The 15,232-nt window shown below is 60.1% G+C and carries 19 protein-coding genes; 11 read left to right on the top strand and 8 right to left on the bottom strand.

Translation table 11 applies throughout. The features are described from left to right. Position 1: 1 nt before the first annotated feature. The 3 genes from N2599_RS26940 to N2599_RS26930 are packed head-to-tail and all read left to right on the top strand — an operon-like array spanning position 2 to position 2,123. Complete coding sequence (locus N2599_RS26940) at positions 2-634, top strand: precorrin-8X methylmutase (protein ID WP_027509624.1); 633 nt, start codon at positions 2-4, stop codon at positions 632-634. Continuing rightward, a complete protein-coding gene (locus N2599_RS26935; protein ID WP_027509625.1) occupies positions 631-1,362 on the top strand; it encodes a precorrin-2 C(20)-methyltransferase in 732 nt (243 codons plus the stop codon). Before N2599_RS26940 ends, N2599_RS26935 begins: the two co-directional genes overlap by 4 nt. Further along, complete coding sequence (locus N2599_RS26930) at positions 1,359-2,123, top strand: precorrin-3B C(17)-methyltransferase (RefSeq protein WP_027509626.1); 765 nt, start codon at positions 1,359-1,361, stop codon at positions 2,121-2,123. The genes N2599_RS26935 and N2599_RS26930 overlap by 4 nt, the downstream gene beginning before the upstream one ends. Here the strand turns inward: N2599_RS26930 and N2599_RS26925 are convergent. Next, complete coding sequence (locus N2599_RS26925) at positions 2,087-2,857, bottom strand: cobalt-precorrin-6A reductase (protein WP_027509627.1); 771 nt, start codon at positions 2,855-2,857, stop codon at positions 2,087-2,089. The genes N2599_RS26930 and N2599_RS26925 overlap by 37 nt on opposite strands. On the opposite strand from N2599_RS26925, the gene N2599_RS26920 reads away from it, so the two are divergent. Together N2599_RS26920 and cobM are read left to right on the top strand one after the other, a co-directional pair. Beyond that, positions 2,856-4,088, top strand: coding sequence for a bifunctional cobalt-precorrin-7 (C(5))-methyltransferase/cobalt-precorrin-6B (C(15))-methyltransferase (locus N2599_RS26920; protein WP_027509628.1), 1,233 nt, complete (start codon positions 2,856-2,858; stop codon positions 4,086-4,088). The two genes, N2599_RS26925 and N2599_RS26920, sit on opposite strands and share 2 nt — an antisense overlap. A 3-nt stretch (positions 4,089-4,091) precedes the next feature. Continuing rightward, a complete protein-coding gene (cobM, locus tag N2599_RS26915; protein ID WP_027509629.1) occupies positions 4,092-4,850 on the top strand; it encodes a precorrin-4 C(11)-methyltransferase in 759 nt (252 codons plus the stop codon). Positions 4,851-4,880: 30 nt separating this feature from the next. Here the strand turns inward: cobM and N2599_RS26910 are convergent, their stop codons facing one another. Then, complete coding sequence (locus tag N2599_RS26910; RefSeq protein WP_027509630.1) at positions 4,881-5,690, bottom strand: TIM barrel protein; 810 nt, start codon at positions 5,688-5,690, stop codon at positions 4,881-4,883. A 158-nt stretch (positions 5,691-5,848) separates the two neighbouring features. Further along, on the bottom strand, positions 5,849-6,877 hold the full coding sequence (locus N2599_RS26905) for a LacI family DNA-binding transcriptional regulator (protein WP_027509631.1): 1,029 nt from the start codon (positions 6,875-6,877) through the stop codon (positions 5,849-5,851). A gap of 145 nt (positions 6,878-7,022) precedes the next feature. Here N2599_RS26905 and N2599_RS26900 point away from each other — a divergent pair, with 145 nt between their 5' ends. From N2599_RS26900 to N2599_RS26885, 4 genes are read left to right on the top strand one after another with little or no spacing between them, the layout of a single operon-like run. Beyond that, positions 7,023-8,111 (top strand): fatty acid desaturase family protein, encoded by a 1,089-nt coding sequence (locus N2599_RS26900; protein WP_027509632.1) that lies wholly within the window; start codon positions 7,023-7,025, stop codon positions 8,109-8,111. A gap of 24 nt (positions 8,112-8,135) precedes the next feature. Then, positions 8,136-8,450, top strand: a complete 315-nt coding sequence (locus N2599_RS26895) for a MocE family 2Fe-2S type ferredoxin (protein ID WP_027509633.1) — start codon at positions 8,136-8,138, stop codon at positions 8,448-8,450. Between the two features lie 10 nt (positions 8,451-8,460). Then, on the top strand, positions 8,461-9,687 hold the full coding sequence (locus tag N2599_RS26890; protein ID WP_027509634.1) for an NAD(P)/FAD-dependent oxidoreductase: 1,227 nt from the start codon (positions 8,461-8,463) through the stop codon (positions 9,685-9,687). Between the two features lie 29 nt (positions 9,688-9,716). Further along, positions 9,717-10,529 (top strand): 3-methyl-2-oxobutanoate hydroxymethyltransferase, encoded by an 813-nt coding sequence (locus N2599_RS26885; RefSeq protein WP_027509635.1) that lies wholly within the window; start codon positions 9,717-9,719, stop codon positions 10,527-10,529. 6 nt (positions 10,530-10,535) lie between these two features. Here N2599_RS26885 and hutC read toward each other — a convergent pair whose 3' ends face one another. The 5 genes from hutC to N2599_RS26860 all read right to left on the bottom strand — a co-directional run bounded on the left by hutC (position 10,536) and on the right by N2599_RS26860 (position 14,524). Then, positions 10,536-11,234 carry a histidine utilization transcriptional repressor HutC gene (gene hutC, locus N2599_RS26880; protein ID WP_027509636.1) on the bottom strand — a complete coding sequence of 233 codons (699 nt, stop codon included), beginning with the start codon at positions 11,232-11,234 and terminating at the stop codon, positions 10,536-10,538. Positions 11,235-11,255: 21 nt separating this feature from the next. After that, a complete protein-coding gene (locus N2599_RS26875; RefSeq protein WP_027509637.1) occupies positions 11,256-12,041 on the bottom strand; it encodes an ABC transporter ATP-binding protein in 786 nt (261 codons plus the stop codon). Next, entirely contained in the window at positions 12,038-12,811 is a 774-nt protein-coding gene (locus N2599_RS26870) for an ABC transporter permease (RefSeq protein WP_027509638.1), read from the bottom strand. The genes N2599_RS26875 and N2599_RS26870 overlap by 4 nt, the downstream gene beginning before the upstream one ends. Before the next feature lie 65 nt (positions 12,812-12,876). Further along, positions 12,877-13,824 (bottom strand): ABC transporter substrate-binding protein, encoded by a 948-nt coding sequence (locus N2599_RS26865; protein WP_027509639.1) that lies wholly within the window; start codon positions 13,822-13,824, stop codon positions 12,877-12,879. 115 nt (positions 13,825-13,939) lie between these two features. Continuing rightward, entirely contained in the window at positions 13,940-14,524 is a 585-nt protein-coding gene (locus tag N2599_RS26860) for a HutD/Ves family protein (protein WP_027509640.1), read from the bottom strand. A 70-nt stretch (positions 14,525-14,594) separates the two neighbouring features. On the opposite strand from N2599_RS26860, the gene N2599_RS26855 reads away from it, so the two are divergent. Both N2599_RS26855 and N2599_RS26850 read left to right on the top strand, forming a co-directional pair. Beyond that, positions 14,595-14,852 carry a type II toxin-antitoxin system Phd/YefM family antitoxin gene (locus N2599_RS26855; RefSeq protein ID WP_027509641.1) on the top strand — a complete coding sequence of 86 codons (258 nt, stop codon included), beginning with the start codon at positions 14,595-14,597 and terminating at the stop codon, positions 14,850-14,852. Then, a complete protein-coding gene (locus tag N2599_RS26850; protein WP_027509642.1) occupies positions 14,849-15,232 on the top strand; it encodes a type II toxin-antitoxin system VapC family toxin in 384 nt (127 codons plus the stop codon). Before N2599_RS26855 ends, N2599_RS26850 begins: the two co-directional genes overlap by 4 nt.

Below are 15,232 nucleotides of genomic sequence, written 5' to 3'. Positions count from 1 at the left end.
GATGCCAGATTACGATTATATCCGCAGCGGCGAGGCGATCTACGAACGCTCCTTTGCAATCATCCGCAGCGAAGCCGATCTTTCGCGCTTTTCACCGCAAGAAACCGAGATTGCCGTGCGCATGATTCATGCCTGCGGGCTGGTCGAAGCCGCCGCGCATTTCAACTTCTCGCCGGATTTCGTGATCACGGCGCGCGGCGCGCTCAAGAAGGGGGCTCCGATTTTCTGCGATGCAGAAATGGTCGCGCATGGCATTACGCGTGCCAGGCTGCCGGCCGAAAACGACGTGATCTGCACGCTGCGCGACCCCCGCACCCCGGAACTGGCTGTAGCAAGCCGCAACACGCGCTCGGCGGCGGCCATCGGGCTTTGGCTCGATCGCCTGGCGGGCAGCGTCGTCGCGATAGGCAATGCCCCGACGGCACTCTTCCATCTTCTCGAACTGCTGCGTGGCGGCGCGCCGAAGCCTGCTGCGATCATCGGTATGCCGGTCGGCTTCGTCGGTGCTGCCGAATCCAAGGATGCGTTGGCGGAAAATTCCTATGGCGTGCCCTTCGCGATCGTTCGAGGCCGCCTGGGTGGCAGTGCTATGACGGCAGCCGCAATCAACGCGCTGGCGAGGTCCGGACTATGACCAGGCCCGGCCGTCTCATCGGCGTCGGCACGGGGCCAGGCGACCCGGATCTGCTGACCATCAAGGCAATCAAGGCGATCGAAGCCGCGGACGTCATTGCCTATTTCGCCAAACAGGGCAGGGCGGGCAACGGCCGGGCTGTCGTGCAGCACCTGATCGGACCCGAAACCGAACTGCTGCCGCTCTATTATCCGGTGACCACCGAAATCGAAAAGAGCGAAGCGCTCTATCAAAGCCAGATCACCGCTTTCTATGATAGTTCTGCAGCCGTGGTCGCAGCATGCCTCGATGCGGGAAAAACGGTCGCGGTCCTCAGCGAAGGCGATCCGATGTTCTACGGATCCTACATGCACTTGCATGTGCGCCTTGCCGATCGCTACCCGGTCGAGGTGATCCCAGGCATCAGCGCCATGTCCGGCTGCTGGTCGCTTGCCGGCATGCCGATCGTCCAGGGCGACGACGTGCTTTCCGTGCTGCCGGGCACGATGACGGAAGCAGAACTGACGCGACGGCTGGGCGATACCCAGGCAGCCGTCATCATGAAGGTCGGCCGCAATCTTGCGAAGATCCGCCGCGCGCTTGAAGCTGCGGGGCGGCTCGGCGAAGCAGTCTATGTCGAGCGCGGCACGATGGCGAATTCCGCGATGCTGAAGCTTGCAGAACGGCCGGACGGCGACGCGCCGTATTTCTCGCTGGTGCTTGTGCCCGGCTGGGAGGCGAACCGATGAGTGGAATCCTGTTTGTCATTGGCACCGGCCCTGGCAACCCTAATCAGATGACGCCGGAAGCGCATTCGGCGGTTTCGGCATCGACCGACTTCTTCGGCTATGGTCCTTATCTCGACCGGCTGCAGTTCAGCGCCCATCAAAAACGCCATCCCTCCGACAACCGCGAGGAGATGAGACGGGCAGGGGACGCTTTGACGATGGCGGCAAGCGGCCGCAAGGTCTGTATCGTCTCCGGCGGCGATCCCGGCGTTTTCGCTATGGCCGCGGCTGTCTGCGAAGCAATCGATACGGGTCCGGCGGAATGGCGATCCGTCGAGCTGGTCGTGGTGCCGGGCATTACTGCAATGCTTGCGGTTGCAGCCCGCGTCGGCGCCCCGCTCGGGCACGATTTCTGCGCGATTTCGCTTTCGGATAACCTGAAGTCCTGGGATATCATCGAAAAACGCCTGGCATTGGCTGCAAAGGCGGGCTTCGTGATCGCCCTTTACAACCCGATCAGCAAGGCGCGACCCTGGCAGCTCGGCAAGGCCTTCGAGGTGCTGCGCGCGCACCTGCCGCGGCAGACACCGGTGATCTTCGGCCGCGCAGCCGGACGTCCCGATGAACGGATCATCATTCAGCCGCTCGGCGACGCCCACGCCTCCGTTGCGGATATGGCGACCTGCATCATCATCGGCTCGCCGGAAACGCGGATCATTTCTGGCGGCGGCAAGCCGGAGCTCGTCTACACGCCCCGTTCCATGGCGGGAGGAAACAGGTGATCGATCGCGCGGAGCGCTTCCTCGATGGTTTCGACCGCTCTCATGGCAGGCGCGGGCGCACGGGCGATCATGAAGACTTCGATGCCGAGATAGCGTGCTGCCTCGATTTTCGCATAGGTCGCCGCACCGCCGCTATTCTTGGCAATGACCGCATCAATGCGATGAGACGCAAGAAGCCCGATCTCGCGGTCGATTTCGAAGGGGCCACGATCGAGAATATATTCCACGTTCGGAATATTGAGCGGTGGATTGACGGGATCGACGCTGCGAACAAGGTAGAAATGATGCGCCGCCGCCTCTGCATAGTGCGCCTCCTGGCGTCCGGTCGCCAGGAAGACGCGGCGAGCGCCAGGGCCAAGCGCACCAATCGCCTGCTGAATGTTTCTAGTCGCGATCCATTGATCACCCGGTTGCTGGACCCATTCGGGCCGGCGAAGGGCAAGCGCCGCAATTCCGCACAGACGTGCAGCGCCGTCGGCGTTGGCGGAGATGCGGGCGGCAAAGGGATGTGTCGCATCGACGAGAAGGTCAAAGCCTCCATCGCGCAGGAAAGACGCGAGGCCGTCGGCTCCGCCGAAACCGCCAATGCGAACAGGAACAGACTGATTGGACGGTTTTTCTGTGCGGCCGGCAAGAGACAGCAGGATGTCAAAACCGGCCTTCTTGGAGAGCGCCTGCGCCAAAGCACGCGCTTCGGTCGTTCCGCCCAATATCAGTCCGCGGATTTTTGCCATGTCTGATATGCCTAGTCACACCACGAAACCCTGGCTAGTCATTATCGGTATCGGCGAGGATGGTCCAGAAGGACTTGGCGAGCACGCCAAGCGGCTGATTTCTGCGGCACCTGCCGTCTTCGGAGGCGAACGGCATCATGCATTGATGGAGAGCCTGATTACAGGTGAGCGGCTTGTCTGGCAAAGCCCCTTCGAAAAGTCGATCAATGCAATCCTTAGCCGGCGGGGCTCACCGGTCGTCGTGCTGGCTTCCGGTGACCCCTTTCTTTATGGTATCGGCGCGACACTCTCGCGGCACGTGAACGCCGATGAGATGCTCACCATTCCAGCTCCATCGGCCTTCAGCATGGCCGCGTCGCGCCTCGGCTGGCCTTTGCAGGAAACTGCCTGCCTCTCGCTTCATGGCCGTTCCATCGATCTCGTCCGCCCGCATCTGCATTCCGGGCGGCGCATCATTGCACTGACCTCCGACGCGAGGGGGCCGGGGGAACTGGCAGCGCTGCTGTCAAACAGCGGCTTCGGCCATTCTCGCATGATTGTTCTGGAGGCGCTTGGCGGCGCGCGCGAGCGTATCCTCAGTACCTCCGCAGACGATTTCCGGCTTTCCGATATAGATCCTCTCAATGTCTGCGGTGTCGAGGTCAAGGCAGGTAAAGGGGCTCGCATCCTGCCTTTTGCCGCCGGCCTGGACGACGAACTCTTTGAGCATGACGGGCAGATCACCAAGCGTGAAGTCCGCGCTCTGACACAGTCTGCGCTTGCGCCGCGCCACGGGGAACTGCTGTGGGATATCGGAGCCGGCTCTGGTTCGATCGGCATCGAGTGGATGCTCAGCGATCCGTCGCTGAAGGCAGTCGCCATCGAGCAATCACGCGAGCGCGCGGAAAGGATCGCCCGCAATGCTTTCGCTTTCGGCGTGCCGGGGCTCGCTGTTGTCGAGGGAACAGCACCTGCGGCATTGGGCGGATTGCCGGTACCGGACGCCATCTTTGTCGGCGGAGGCGGCAGCGAGCCGGGCGTCATGGACGCAGCAATCGCCTCGCTCAAAAGCGGCGGACGCCTCGTCGCCAACGCGGTGACGCTGGAAATGGAGGCCGTGCTGCTTACCGAACAGGCAAGGCGCGGCGGTCTTTTGACAAGGATTGAGATTTCCCGCGCCGGCTCCCTCGGCGCAATGAGCGGCTGGCGCCCGGCAATGCCCGTGGTGCAATGGCGCTGGATCAAGGATTGAAGGATGACGGTTCACTTTATCGGAGCAGGCCCGGGTGCGGCCGATCTCATCACCGTTCGCGGGCGCGACCTCATCTCCAGATGCCCGGTCTGCCTCTATGCCGGATCGATCGTATCCCCGGAACTGCTGCAATACTGCCCGCCGGATGCGCGCATCATCGATACCGCGCCGATGTCGCTCGATGAGATCGAGGCGGAGTATCTGCGTGCCGCCAAGGCCGGCGAGGACGTGGCGCGCCTGCATTCCGGCGATCTTTCCGTGTGGAGCGCGGTTGCCGAGCAGACAAGACGCCTCGAAAAACTGGGCATCGCCTACACGATGACGCCGGGCGTTCCGGCCTTTGCCGCGGCCGCCTCCGCACTTGGCCGCGAACTGACGATTCCGGCTGTTGCGCAGAGCCTGGTGCTGACCCGCGTCTCAGGCCGCGCCTCGCCGATGCCGAATGAGGAAACACTTGCCAAATTCGGCGCGACGGGCTCGACTCTTGCGATCCATTTGGCAATTCATGCGCTCAGGCAGGTCGTCGAAGAACTGACGCCGCTTTACGGCGCCGATTGCCCTGTTGCCATCGTCGTCAAGGCTTCCTGGCCTGACGAGCGTATTCTGCACGGCACGCTTGCCGATATCGAGGCGAGAGTCGCTCTCGACCCGGTTGAACGCACGGCGATCATCTTCGTCGGTCCGACGCTTTCTGCCCGCGATTTTCGCGAAAGCGCGCTTTACGACCCCGCCTATCAGCGGCGGTTCAGGGGTAGAGAATAGCGAGCCGGATCGCCGGCTCGTCATTAACGCTCAGATCGCTGCCGACAGATAGTTCATGCTTGCCTTCAAGGCTGCCGCAAGATCTGTCAAACCATGCACTTCGTCCGCAAAGGGCTCGAAGGAGAAGCGACCCTTGTAGCCTGCCTGCAAGAGCGTGCGCATCTGCCCGGCGTTGTCGAGTCGGTCGGAGGCGTCGACGAGAACGCGGTGCGGATCGCGCATGTCGCTGACGGAAACGTCCGGATCGCTGACGCCGGAGATATGAACGAGGCCGGTCAGATGCGGGAAGATCGGTTCCTCGCCGGCTAAGTGATGATGGAACGTGTCGTGGACTAATTTGAACGTCGATTGCGCCGAAAGCGCCTCGATCGCATCGGCTGCCTCTGTTTTCGAGCGCAGCGAGCAGATTTCAAAACCAAGCGGCTCGACGAGGCCTATGATGCCGGCGGCCTCCAGCATCGGCTTTAGCGCTTGCAGCGCTTGGCGCATGGCCTGACGCGCACCATCTTCGCGGCCGGTGCCGTCATTCTTGGGTACAAGCACAAGCGCTTCGGCCCCGCAGGCGGCTGCATAGCCGATCAGTTCCGCAGCTTCGTGCGCGCGCGTCTCGTTCCATTCGTTGAAACGCTGCAGCGCGTTGATGGAGATGATCGAAAGCCCATGATTGGCCGCCGCCTGCTTGATCGCTTCCGGTTTGGTGCCGTCGAGAATGGCATTGCCGGACAGATCGTTGCGGATTTCGACGGCGTCGACGCCGAGCCGCTTTGCGAGCGCGAAAAATTCGCCGATCTTCAGCGCGGGCGCCGACATATGGTTCAGCGCAAAGGGGATGGATGTCATTTCAGTCTCTCCTCCCAAGGCACATCAATTGATGAGCCTATATGGTTTCGTCAGGGCAATCTCTAATGGAAATCCTATCGCAAGCCACGCCATATCGGGCCTGTTACTCCATCATTTATGCAAGAATTTCCAAAGAAATGATGGAATTCCATCATTCTTCAGATATTTTCTGAAATGTAGATTTCGAGGGGCAAAAAGGTTTGGCCGGGAACGGCAGCCTCGCCGTTTTCGACGGCGGTCGTCATCAATGTCATCATTTCCTTGCACAAGGCGGGCAGTGGCGTTGAGATCGCCATCGTGACGACATCATCGGCGAGCCCTGCCTTGCTTTCCGGCGTCAGCTCGTTGACGATCAGCACGATCTTGCCGACGAACCCTTCCTCGCGGATTGCCGAAATAGCACCTTCCATCCCGCCACCGCAGACATAAAGCCCGACGAGGTCCGGGTGTTTTTGCAGAAGCGTCAGAGTCGCCTCATGGGTTATTTCCGAAGTCTCGAGATTAATAAGCGTCTCGACCACCTCGAATTCCGGCGCATTCTCGCGAAGATAGGATCGGAAGCCCATTTCCCGCAGTTCATGACCGTGAAAGCGATGGCTGCCGACGAAGCAGGCAACCTTTCCTGGGTGCGGCGCCGTTTTGGCGATTGCCCATGCAGCGGTCCGGCCCACCTTGCTGTTGTCGAGCCCGATATAGCCCTTGCGCACGCCGGCGGCAAAATCTGAAAGAAGGGAGAAGACTGGTACACCCTTCTCTTTGAGTTCGTCGATTGCGCCTGCCACAGCAGGATAATCCGGACCGACAAGGGCAATGGCGTGACTGCGTGCTGCAAGCGCCTTTATCTTTTCGGTGATCGCGGCGGGCGTGGACGCCGCGGGAAAATCGATCTGCGTCTGAATGCGCGCCGTCGCCACCCCGCGTGCTGCAGTTTCAATCTCTCTTGCAAAATTCTGATAGAAGGATTGCATCGGCTTCTGCAGTAGAAAAGCCAGTTTGTATTGCGGCAGGTCTTCGAAGACGCGCTGACGGATGAGGCCGAGCGCGTGATAGCCGATCGACTCCGCCGCATCATAGACACGTCTTGCCGTTTCCTCACGCACACGATGGCGACCGTTCAGCACGCGGTCGACAGTCGCAACGCTGACGCCGGAAGCGCGGGCGAGATCGGAGATGGTCGGTCGGCGCATACGCTTAATCCTGATGGAATTCCATCACGAATGCAATTCACTCATGATGTTCTTTGATAGATTATATCAAATCTGCATTGAGTGCTTTTCAAAGTCAACTTATTCTCGTCCATCAGCGATGGGTGCGGAGGCCCGGGAGGAAAGCATGACGACGAAGGCGACGAAGCGCGATTACAGCCTGCTCGGCGAAAGCGGCCGCACTGCGGTTGAGATCGGGTTGGCCGCGGCCGAGTGGTACCACACCGAGATTCCGCGCAAGGATATGAAGGCGCTGATGCAGCGTTCCGATGCGCCGGCAATTCGCGATACGGCGATCTGGCTCGGCGCCATGGCAGCCTTTGCTGGGCTTGGTATCTATTTCTGGGGCTCGTGGCTTTGTGTGCCGTTCCTCCTTGCTTACGGCGTGCTCTACGGCTCGGCATCCGATAGCCGCTGGCATGAGTGCGGGCATGGCACCGCCTTCAAGACGCGCTGGATGAACGATGCCGTCTATCAGATCGCCTGCTTCATGATCATGCGCAATCCGGTAACCTGGCGCTGGAGCCACACCCGCCATCATACTGATACGGTCATCGTCGGCCGCGATCCGGAAATTGCCGTCATGCGCCCGCCGGATCTTATGCGGCTGATCCTTAATTTCTTTGGCCTTTTCGACGTTTGGCATGCCGTGGTCGATATGATCCGCAACGGTTTTGGCGTGATCAGCGCCGAGGAAAAGACGTTCATTCCAGAGATGGAACAGCCGAAGGCGATCCGTATTGCCCGTATCTGGCTGGCGATCTACGGCGCAACCGTCGCGCTTGCGATCACTTTGGGTTCGTTCCTGCCGCTGGTGCTGATTGGCCTGCCGCGGCTTTACGGCGCCTGGCACCATGTGTTGACCGGCCTGCTGCAGCATGGCGGGCTTGCTGACAATGTCATCGACCATCGGCTGAACAGCCGCACGGTCTACATGAATGCCATCAGCCGCTTCATCTACTGGAACATGAACTATCATGTCGAGCATCACATGTTCCCGATGGTTCCCTACCATGCGCTGCCGCAGCTGCATGCGATGATCAAGCACGACCTGCCGGCGCCAAGCCCGTCGATCTGGTCGGGTTATCGCGAAATGGCCCCGGCCTTTCTGCGCCAATTGCGCAATGAGGACTACTTCCTGAAGCGTGAGCTGCCGCCGACGGCGCGGCCCTATCGCGAGGAATTTCACAACGAGCTCGCGCCTGCTGCGCAATGAGACCAGCCCTCTGGGAGGATGAAAATGAGCGGAAACTGGATCGAAGTGTGCGCCACTGGCGATATCGACGAGGAGGATGTCATGCGTTTCGACCATCACGGCAAGACCTTTGCCGTCTATCGCAGTCCCGACGACGAGTTCTTCGCAACCGATGGCCTCTGCACGCATGAGCACATCCATCTTGCCGATGGATTGGTGATGGACGAGATCATCGAATGTCCAAAGCACAACGGGCGCTTCAACTACAAGACGGGCGAGGCCAAGGGTGCGCCGGTCTGCGTCAACCTAAATACCTACCCCGTCAAGGTCGAAGGCGGCACCGTCTTCATTTCCATCTAGGGGGTGCGCCGTGGCTCACTATGTCATCATCGGAGCAGGCGAATGCGGCACTCGTGCAGCCTTTGGGCTGCGCGAGAAGGGTTTTGGCGATGAAGTCACCCTGATCGGCAGCGAGCCGGTTGCGCCTTACGAAAGGCCGCCGCTTTCCAAGGCGGGCCTTGCCGGGGCGCTTCAACCGAAATTCATCGCCGCGCCGGAGAGATATGCCGAAAGCAGCATCCATCTGCGGACGGACGCTACGGCGATCAATCTCGACGTGAGGAACAAGATAGTCACGCTCGCCGATGGCGCGATCATCGCCTACGACAAGCTGTTGCTGGCGACCGGCGCAAGAGCGCGACCCTTTCCCGGGATGCCGGAAAGCAGCGCCTGTATCCGTTCGCTGAGAACGCATCACGATGCGATGGCATTGCATCATATGCTGAAGCCAGGCAGGCACATTGCAATCATTGGCGGCGGCTTCATCGGGCTTGAGGTCGCTGCGACAGCTAGAAAGCTTGGAGCGGATGTTACCGTTCTCGAGGGCCTGGAGCGCATATTGAAACGCGGCGTGCCGGAGGTGATCGCCGATGCGGTCTGTGCGCGGCATCGCGTCGAAGGTGTGCGCATTCGCTGCGGCGTCTCCATCGAGTCGCTGAATGAAGCCGACGAAAAGGCGGTGATCACGCTTGCTGCCGGCGACGTGGTCGAGGCCGATCTTGTCCTTGTGGGGATCGGTGCAAGACCGAATGTCGAGCTCGCGGAAAAGGCGGGGATTGCGATCGAAAACGGGATTGCTGTCAACGCCCAACTGCAGACCTCGGCGCTGGATGTCTTTGCCGCGGGCGATTGCTGCTCGTTCCCTCTTGATATTTACAGCGGCATACGCGTACGGCTCGAATCCTGGCGCAACGCGCAGGAGCAAGGCAACCTTGCTGCCGCCAATATGCTCGGCACCGGTGAAGCCGTATCGGCTGTTCCATGGTTCTGGTCCGATCAATACGACATGACCTTGCAAATCGCCGGACTTGCCGAGGGCGCAGTCACCCATCTGCGGCGCGACCTCGGGGACGGAGCTTTCATCCTCTTCCATCTGGATGAGACAGGGCGGTTGATTGCGGCAAGCGGTATCGGGCCGGGCAATGCCGTTGCCCGCGATATCCGGCTTGCGGAAATGCTGATTGCCGCGCGGGCATGTCCCGATCCAGCAGCGCTCACCACAAGTCATGTGAAACTCAAATCCCTTCTCGCCGCCTGACGGCCGTCGATCTTTTCAGAGGAAACGCCATGAAAAAACACAACCGGCCGACCGTTGCCGATCTGCTTTCGATGAAAGGCGGGCGGCAGTTGACCATGCTTCGCGTGACGACGCTCGAGGAAGCAGAGGCTGCTGAAAAGGCGAAGATCGACATCATCTCCGTACCACCGGCACTGCTCGGTCCGCTCTTTCGTGAGGCGGCCCCAAGTTCTTTTGCCATACCGGGGCTCGAATATGGCGACTATGTTTCAGCCGAGGAATATATGCGCGAGGCCTTCAAGGCGTTGAAGGCGGGAGGCGACGCCGTCTATTGCGCGGCCAGCTTGCAGACGATCCGGCGGATGCGCGACGAGGGCATTCCGGTCTGCGGCCATGTTGGGCTGATCCCGTCGAAGGCGACCTGGACCGGCGGCTTCCGCGCCGTCGGCAAGACAGCCGCAAGCGCGTTTGAAATCTGGCGGCAGACGAAAGTGTTGGAAGAGGCCGGCGCCTTTGCCGCCGAAATCGAGGTGGTACCTGGCGATGTCGCCAAGGTGATCAGCCAAAACACCTCCATGCTGATGATTTCCATGGGCGCGGGCAGCGGCTGCGATGCGCAGTATCTTTTCGCCGACGACGTGCTTGGCGCAAACCGTAACCACTACCCACGCCACGCCAAGGTTTATCGCGATTTCGCCGCCGAAAATGACCGGCTGCAGCGCGAGCGGATCGCAGCCTTCACCGAGTTCACCGAAGATGTCAAAAGCGGCACCTATCCGGAAAAGCGCCACCTCGTCGGCATCGACGACGAGGAACTGAAAATCTTCCTGCATCGCCTGCGCAGCGAATTGAGCGGCGCGTGATTGCCCTTAGCCATGCGCGAACTGGGCCACGAGCTCGTGCCTGTCGCCGGGATAGGTGAATATTACATGGGTGATCTGCAGGCCGCTGTAATGGGTTGTACGCTCGACGACGAGGCAGGCACTCCCGGTTGGGATTGAGAGAGCGGAAGCGATTTTCGCTTTTGCGGCCTCTGCACGAATCCGGTGTTCTGCGGAGCTCCACGGCACCTTGCCAAGCAGCCACGTTCCGGGCGGTCCTTCTTCGAAAGTCTCCTTCGCCGCTTCGGGAACGGCGGCAAGATTGATCAGCCTCTCTTCGTGGCAGAAGGGCCGGTCGCCGGCGAAGTGATCGCAGACGATTTCGAGCACCGAGGCGCCGGCTGCAAGGTCGAGCCTCGCATTGTCCTCGCGCCGCGCACGCCGGGGCTTGAGGCTGACGATCTCGTAGCGATAGGGGAGGCCGAGCGCTTGTACCTCGCGTCGCAGATCATGGATCTCCATGACGGCAAATTGGACATGCGGGAAGCTCACATGGGTCCCAGCCTTCCGCCGCCTCTCGATCAGCCCCTTCTTGACGAGATCCGTCAGCGCCTTGTTCACTGTCATGCGCGAGCAACCGTATTGCACAGTCAACTCGTGCTCGAAGGGAATGCGGTGGCCCGGCGGCCATTCGCCGGAGAGGATCCGCTTTTCGACATCGTTCAGGATGCGCAAGTGAAGCGGCATTTCCCCCACAGACACTTCCTCCTATCCATGCGTCGCGGCGGCGATCGCCTCGCTTCGGATCTCCTCCGTCAGCTTCAGCCGGAGAGCCGAGAATTCAGAACTGGCCTTGACCGTGTAGTGGCGCGGATGGGGCAGATCGACCGGCGTGATCGACTTGATGCGGCCCGGCCGCGCCGTCATTGTGACGACGCGCGAGGCCATGAAGACGGCTTCCTCGATATCGTGCGTCACGAAGATGACCGTCTTCTGCTCACGCTCCCAGATACCAAGCAGCAGCTCCTGCATCAGGCCGCGCGTCTGATTGTCGAGCGCGCCGAAGGGTTCGTCGAGTAGCAGGATTTTCGGATTGTTGGCAAGCGCCCGGGCGATTGCCGTGCGCTGCTGCATGCCGCCGGACAGCTGCTTCGGCCAATGATGCTCGAAGCCGCGAAGGCCGACCTTGTCGATGTAGCTGTCGACGATCTCCTTCTTTTCCGTCTCCGGAACGCCTTTCTCACGCAGGCCGAAGCCGACATTGTCGCGCACCGTCAGCCAGGGGAAAAGCGTGTAGGACTGGAACACCATGCCGCGATCGGCGCCTGGACCTTTAACTGCCTTGCCCTCAAGCGCGACGGTGCCGGCCGTCGGCCGGTCGAGACCGGCGATGATGCGCAAGAGCGTCGATTTTCCGCAGCCGGACGGTCCGAGGATGGTGACGAAGTCGTTGCGCGGAATACTAAGATCGGTCGGCTGCAACGCAAGCGTCGGCTGACCGCCGCGAACACCGGGGAAGGTGCGGCTGAGACCCTTTATGACGAGTTCGCTCATGCGAGCCTCCAGGCAAAAAGCCAGCGGTTCAGCCATTTGAAGGCGAAATCCGAGACAAGGCCGATCAGGCCGATAACGATGATGCCGAAGATGATTTGGCCGGTCGCAAGCAGCGCCTGGCTGTTGATGATCATGTAGCCAATGCCTGAGGAGGCGCCGATCAGTTCGGCGACAATGACATAAGTCCAGGCCCAGCCGAGCACGAGGCGCAGTGTTTCAGCAATGTCGGGTGCATTGGCGGGAATGAGCACGCGGCGGACAACGCCGCTGTCCTTGGCGCCGAGCGTATAGGCTGCTTCGACGAGATCGCGGCGGGTATTGGAAACCGAGACCGCTACCATCAGCACGATCTGGAACACGGCGCCGATGAAGATGACCAACAATTTCTGCGTCTCACCGATCCCGGCCCAGAGGATCAGCAACGGCACGAAAGCCGAGGCGGGCAGGTAGCGCGCGAAGGAGACGAAAGGTTCGAGCAGCGCCTCGACCGGTTTGTAGGCGCCCATGATGATGCCGAGCGGAACGGCTACGAGGGCTGACAGGATGAAGCCGCCGCCGACGCGCCAGATCGTCATGCCGATATCGAAGAGGAAGCCCTGGTTGACCAAAAGGTCGTAGCCGTCCTGCACCATGGTGATCGGATCGGCGAGGAAGGTTTTCGACACATAGCCGCCGAGCGTCGCATAGCCCCAGCCCGCGAAGAACAGCACGAAGAACAGCAGGCCGAACAGCGCCCGACTGCGGGCTCCGATGGGTTGAAGTGGATGCATGCCGCGCCCTTACTGAATAACGGGAGCGCCTGGGCCGTCCCGGCGCTCCCTTGAATGTCTGCGGATCACTTGATGAAGGATGGGTCGGCGAGAGTCGAAAGATCAGGCTTCACCTTAATGACGCCGGCCGAAAGCAGAAGATCGGCGGCTTCCTCGTTGAAGCTCTTGAAGGTCGTTTCGAAGAACTTCTGTGCCGCGGCCTTGTCCTGCCATTCGAGATAGGCGGCAGATTCACCGAATGCCTTGCCGGACTGTTTCACGTCCTTGCCCATGATCTCATAGGACTTTTCCTTGTCCGTCTTGATCATCTCAAGCGCATCGTAGTAGCTCGCGGCAAGCGCCTTGGCGGCTTCCGGATTATCCTTCAGGAAGGCAGTCGCGCAGCCGAAAGTATCCATGACGGCCGGATATTCGACCGTGGTCGCGATGATCTTGCCCTTGTCCGGAGCGGCGCGAACGCTTGAAAGATAGGGCTCGTAGGTGACGGCCGCGTCGTTCTGGCCGGCAAGCAGCGCCTGTGCTGCCGGGCCTGGCTCCATGTTGACGATCGTCACGTCCTTCATGCTGAGGCCGTTCTTGGCAAGGATGAAGGCGAGCAGGAAATAGGGCGAGGTACCTGGCGCGGACGCAGCGACCGACTTGCCCTTGAGGTCGGAGACCTTTTCGATACCGGGTTTGGCGGCAATGCCGTCGGCGCCATGCGAGACATCAAGCTGGAAAATCTGCTTGGTCGCGACGCCGGCTGCGTTCCAGACAATCCAGGTTTCGACGGTGGTCGCCGCGCATTGGATGTCGCCAGATGCCAGCGCCAGATGACGGCTTGCCTGCGGGACCTTGACGATGTTGACGTCAAGACCGTGCTTCTTGAAGATGCCGGCCTCCTTGGCAAGCGTCAACGGCGCGAAACCGGTCCAACCGGAAATGCCGATGGAGACCTTGGTGTCGGCGGCGTGCGCCGCGCTGCCAGCGAGAAGGGCGGCTAGGGCCGCGGCAATAATCGGTGCTTTTTTCATGTCTGAGTTCCCTGCTCTTTGTTTAGGCACGTAAGGCGTTTGCCTGTTTATTGGGACATACTAGGCACGCTGCTTTTCTTTTGTCTATACAAAACACGAGGAGATCACCTTTGCTTCAGATGGCCGTGATGACGATGAGATAACAGTGGGCGGCGCCGGCAAGTGTCAAAGCGGCGCCGCAATGACCTTCGATCATCAAGACGTCGCCAGTTTTAAGTGAGCCGCGTTCTCCGGCCAATTCGAATGCTGCTTTTCCGTCGTGACACAGCACAAGCGATAGTGCAGCCGGTAGAGTGCCTCTCCAATTCAGTCCGATATGCAGCCGTTCGACCTTATGCACAAAGCCGTCTCGCCGCGTCATGACATTGAGGTCGGTGATCGGTCCCGCCTGTAACCGTGCCATGACGGCAATGTCAGCCGCAAAGGCGAACGGTTCGCTCTGTTGTGTCAACACGACCGGCGCATGGACGTCGATTTCCAAGGACATTCCGTTACCGGCAAGGATTGAAAGTGTGCGGTCAGTACCGGGAAAGATCGAAAATGGTCCGTCGGAAGCAACGGTGGCCATACTGACCCGCCAGTCGAAATCGTCGAGGGCTGCACCATGCGGCGAAACAGCGATCTCTACCGTCTCGCCACCGCCGTTCTTCCACGGCATGCGCCGGTGCGTGTCAGCGGTGAGAATGGCCGTACGCGGCATGGCTATGATCCGTTGTTGTCAGGAGATGAAATAGACTAAGTTTAATAGACTAAGTCCGCTGGAGGTCACTATGGAAACCGTGAACATACATGAGGCGAAGACGCACCTTTCGCGGCTGATCGAGAAGGCGGCGAAGGGAGAACCCTTTATCATAGCCAAAGCCGGTAAGCCGATGGTCAAGGTCGTTCCAATCGATGATGTCGATGCGCCCAAAAAGCGGCGGATCGGCTTCATGAAGGGTCTCATAAAGGTTCCTGACGATTTCGACACGATGATGGCGGATGAAATCGAGGAGATGTCTTACGGCGGCGATATCTTTCCAAAATGAGATTTCTCCTCGACACTCATATTCTGATCTGGGCGGCGGGTGATATCGGCGCAATCCCCAATCGTATCAAAGCTCTCATTGAAGAGGAGCAAAACGAACTTCTCTTCAGCCCGGCAAGTATTTGGGAAACAGCCATGAAACATGGTCAGGGACGGACTGATTTTCAGGCCGATCCCTATATTCTGCGGCACCGTCTACTCGAAAATGGCTATTGCGAGCTTCCGATAAACAGCGAGCATGCAATCGCCATCGCCAGCCTTCCGACCCTCCATAAAGATCCTTTCGATCGCATCCTGATTGCTCAGGCGATTATTGAAGGTATTCCGCTCATCACCGTCGACAAAATGGTCTTGCAGTATCCAGCCCTCAAGCCGTTCTGA

The organism is Rhizobium sullae, assembly GCF_025200715.1.
Classification (GTDB): domain Bacteria; phylum Pseudomonadota; class Alphaproteobacteria; order Rhizobiales; family Rhizobiaceae; genus Rhizobium; species Rhizobium sullae.
This window is presented reverse-complemented; position numbering and strand designations above follow the sequence as displayed.

What these genes read in the sequence shown, in the direction of transcription:
- N2599_RS26940 (WP_027509624.1), top strand. Translation starts at nt 2, where the DNA reads ATGCCAGATTACGATTATATCCGCAGCGGCGAGGCGATCTACGAACGC.
- N2599_RS26935 (WP_027509625.1), top strand. Translation starts at nt 631, where the DNA reads ATGACCAGGCCCGGCCGTCTCATCGGCGTCGGCACGGGGCCAGGCGAC.
- N2599_RS26930 (WP_027509626.1), top strand. Translation starts at nt 1,359, where the DNA reads ATGAGTGGAATCCTGTTTGTCATTGGCACCGGCCCTGGCAACCCTAAT.
- N2599_RS26920 (WP_027509628.1), top strand. Translation starts at nt 2,856, where the DNA reads ATGTCTGATATGCCTAGTCACACCACGAAACCCTGGCTAGTCATTATC.
- N2599_RS26925 (WP_027509627.1), bottom strand. Translation starts at nt 2,857, where the DNA reads ATGGCAAAAATCCGCGGACTGATATTGGGCGGAACGACCGAAGCGCGT.
- cobM (WP_027509629.1), top strand. Translation starts at nt 4,092, where the DNA reads ATGACGGTTCACTTTATCGGAGCAGGCCCGGGTGCGGCCGATCTCATC.
- N2599_RS26910 (WP_027509630.1), bottom strand. Translation starts at nt 5,690, where the DNA reads ATGACATCCATCCCCTTTGCGCTGAACCATATGTCGGCGCCCGCGCTG.
- N2599_RS26905 (WP_027509631.1), bottom strand. Translation starts at nt 6,877, where the DNA reads ATGCGCCGACCGACCATCTCCGATCTCGCCCGCGCTTCCGGCGTCAGC.
- N2599_RS26900 (WP_027509632.1), top strand. Translation starts at nt 7,023, where the DNA reads ATGACGACGAAGGCGACGAAGCGCGATTACAGCCTGCTCGGCGAAAGC.
- N2599_RS26895 (WP_027509633.1), top strand. Translation starts at nt 8,136, where the DNA reads ATGAGCGGAAACTGGATCGAAGTGTGCGCCACTGGCGATATCGACGAG.
- N2599_RS26885 (WP_027509635.1), top strand. Translation starts at nt 9,717, where the DNA reads ATGAAAAAACACAACCGGCCGACCGTTGCCGATCTGCTTTCGATGAAA.
- hutC (WP_027509636.1), bottom strand. Translation starts at nt 11,234, where the DNA reads ATGCCGCTTCACTTGCGCATCCTGAACGATGTCGAAAAGCGGATCCTC.
- N2599_RS26875 (WP_027509637.1), bottom strand. Translation starts at nt 12,041, where the DNA reads ATGAGCGAACTCGTCATAAAGGGTCTCAGCCGCACCTTCCCCGGTGTT.
- N2599_RS26870 (WP_027509638.1), bottom strand. Translation starts at nt 12,811, where the DNA reads ATGCATCCACTTCAACCCATCGGAGCCCGCAGTCGGGCGCTGTTCGGC.
- N2599_RS26865 (WP_027509639.1), bottom strand. Translation starts at nt 13,824, where the DNA reads ATGAAAAAAGCACCGATTATTGCCGCGGCCCTAGCCGCCCTTCTCGCT.
- N2599_RS26860 (WP_027509640.1), bottom strand. Translation starts at nt 14,524, where the DNA reads ATGCCGCGTACGGCCATTCTCACCGCTGACACGCACCGGCGCATGCCG.
- N2599_RS26855 (WP_027509641.1), top strand. Translation starts at nt 14,595, where the DNA reads ATGGAAACCGTGAACATACATGAGGCGAAGACGCACCTTTCGCGGCTG.
- N2599_RS26850 (WP_027509642.1), top strand. Translation starts at nt 14,849, where the DNA reads ATGAGATTTCTCCTCGACACTCATATTCTGATCTGGGCGGCGGGTGAT.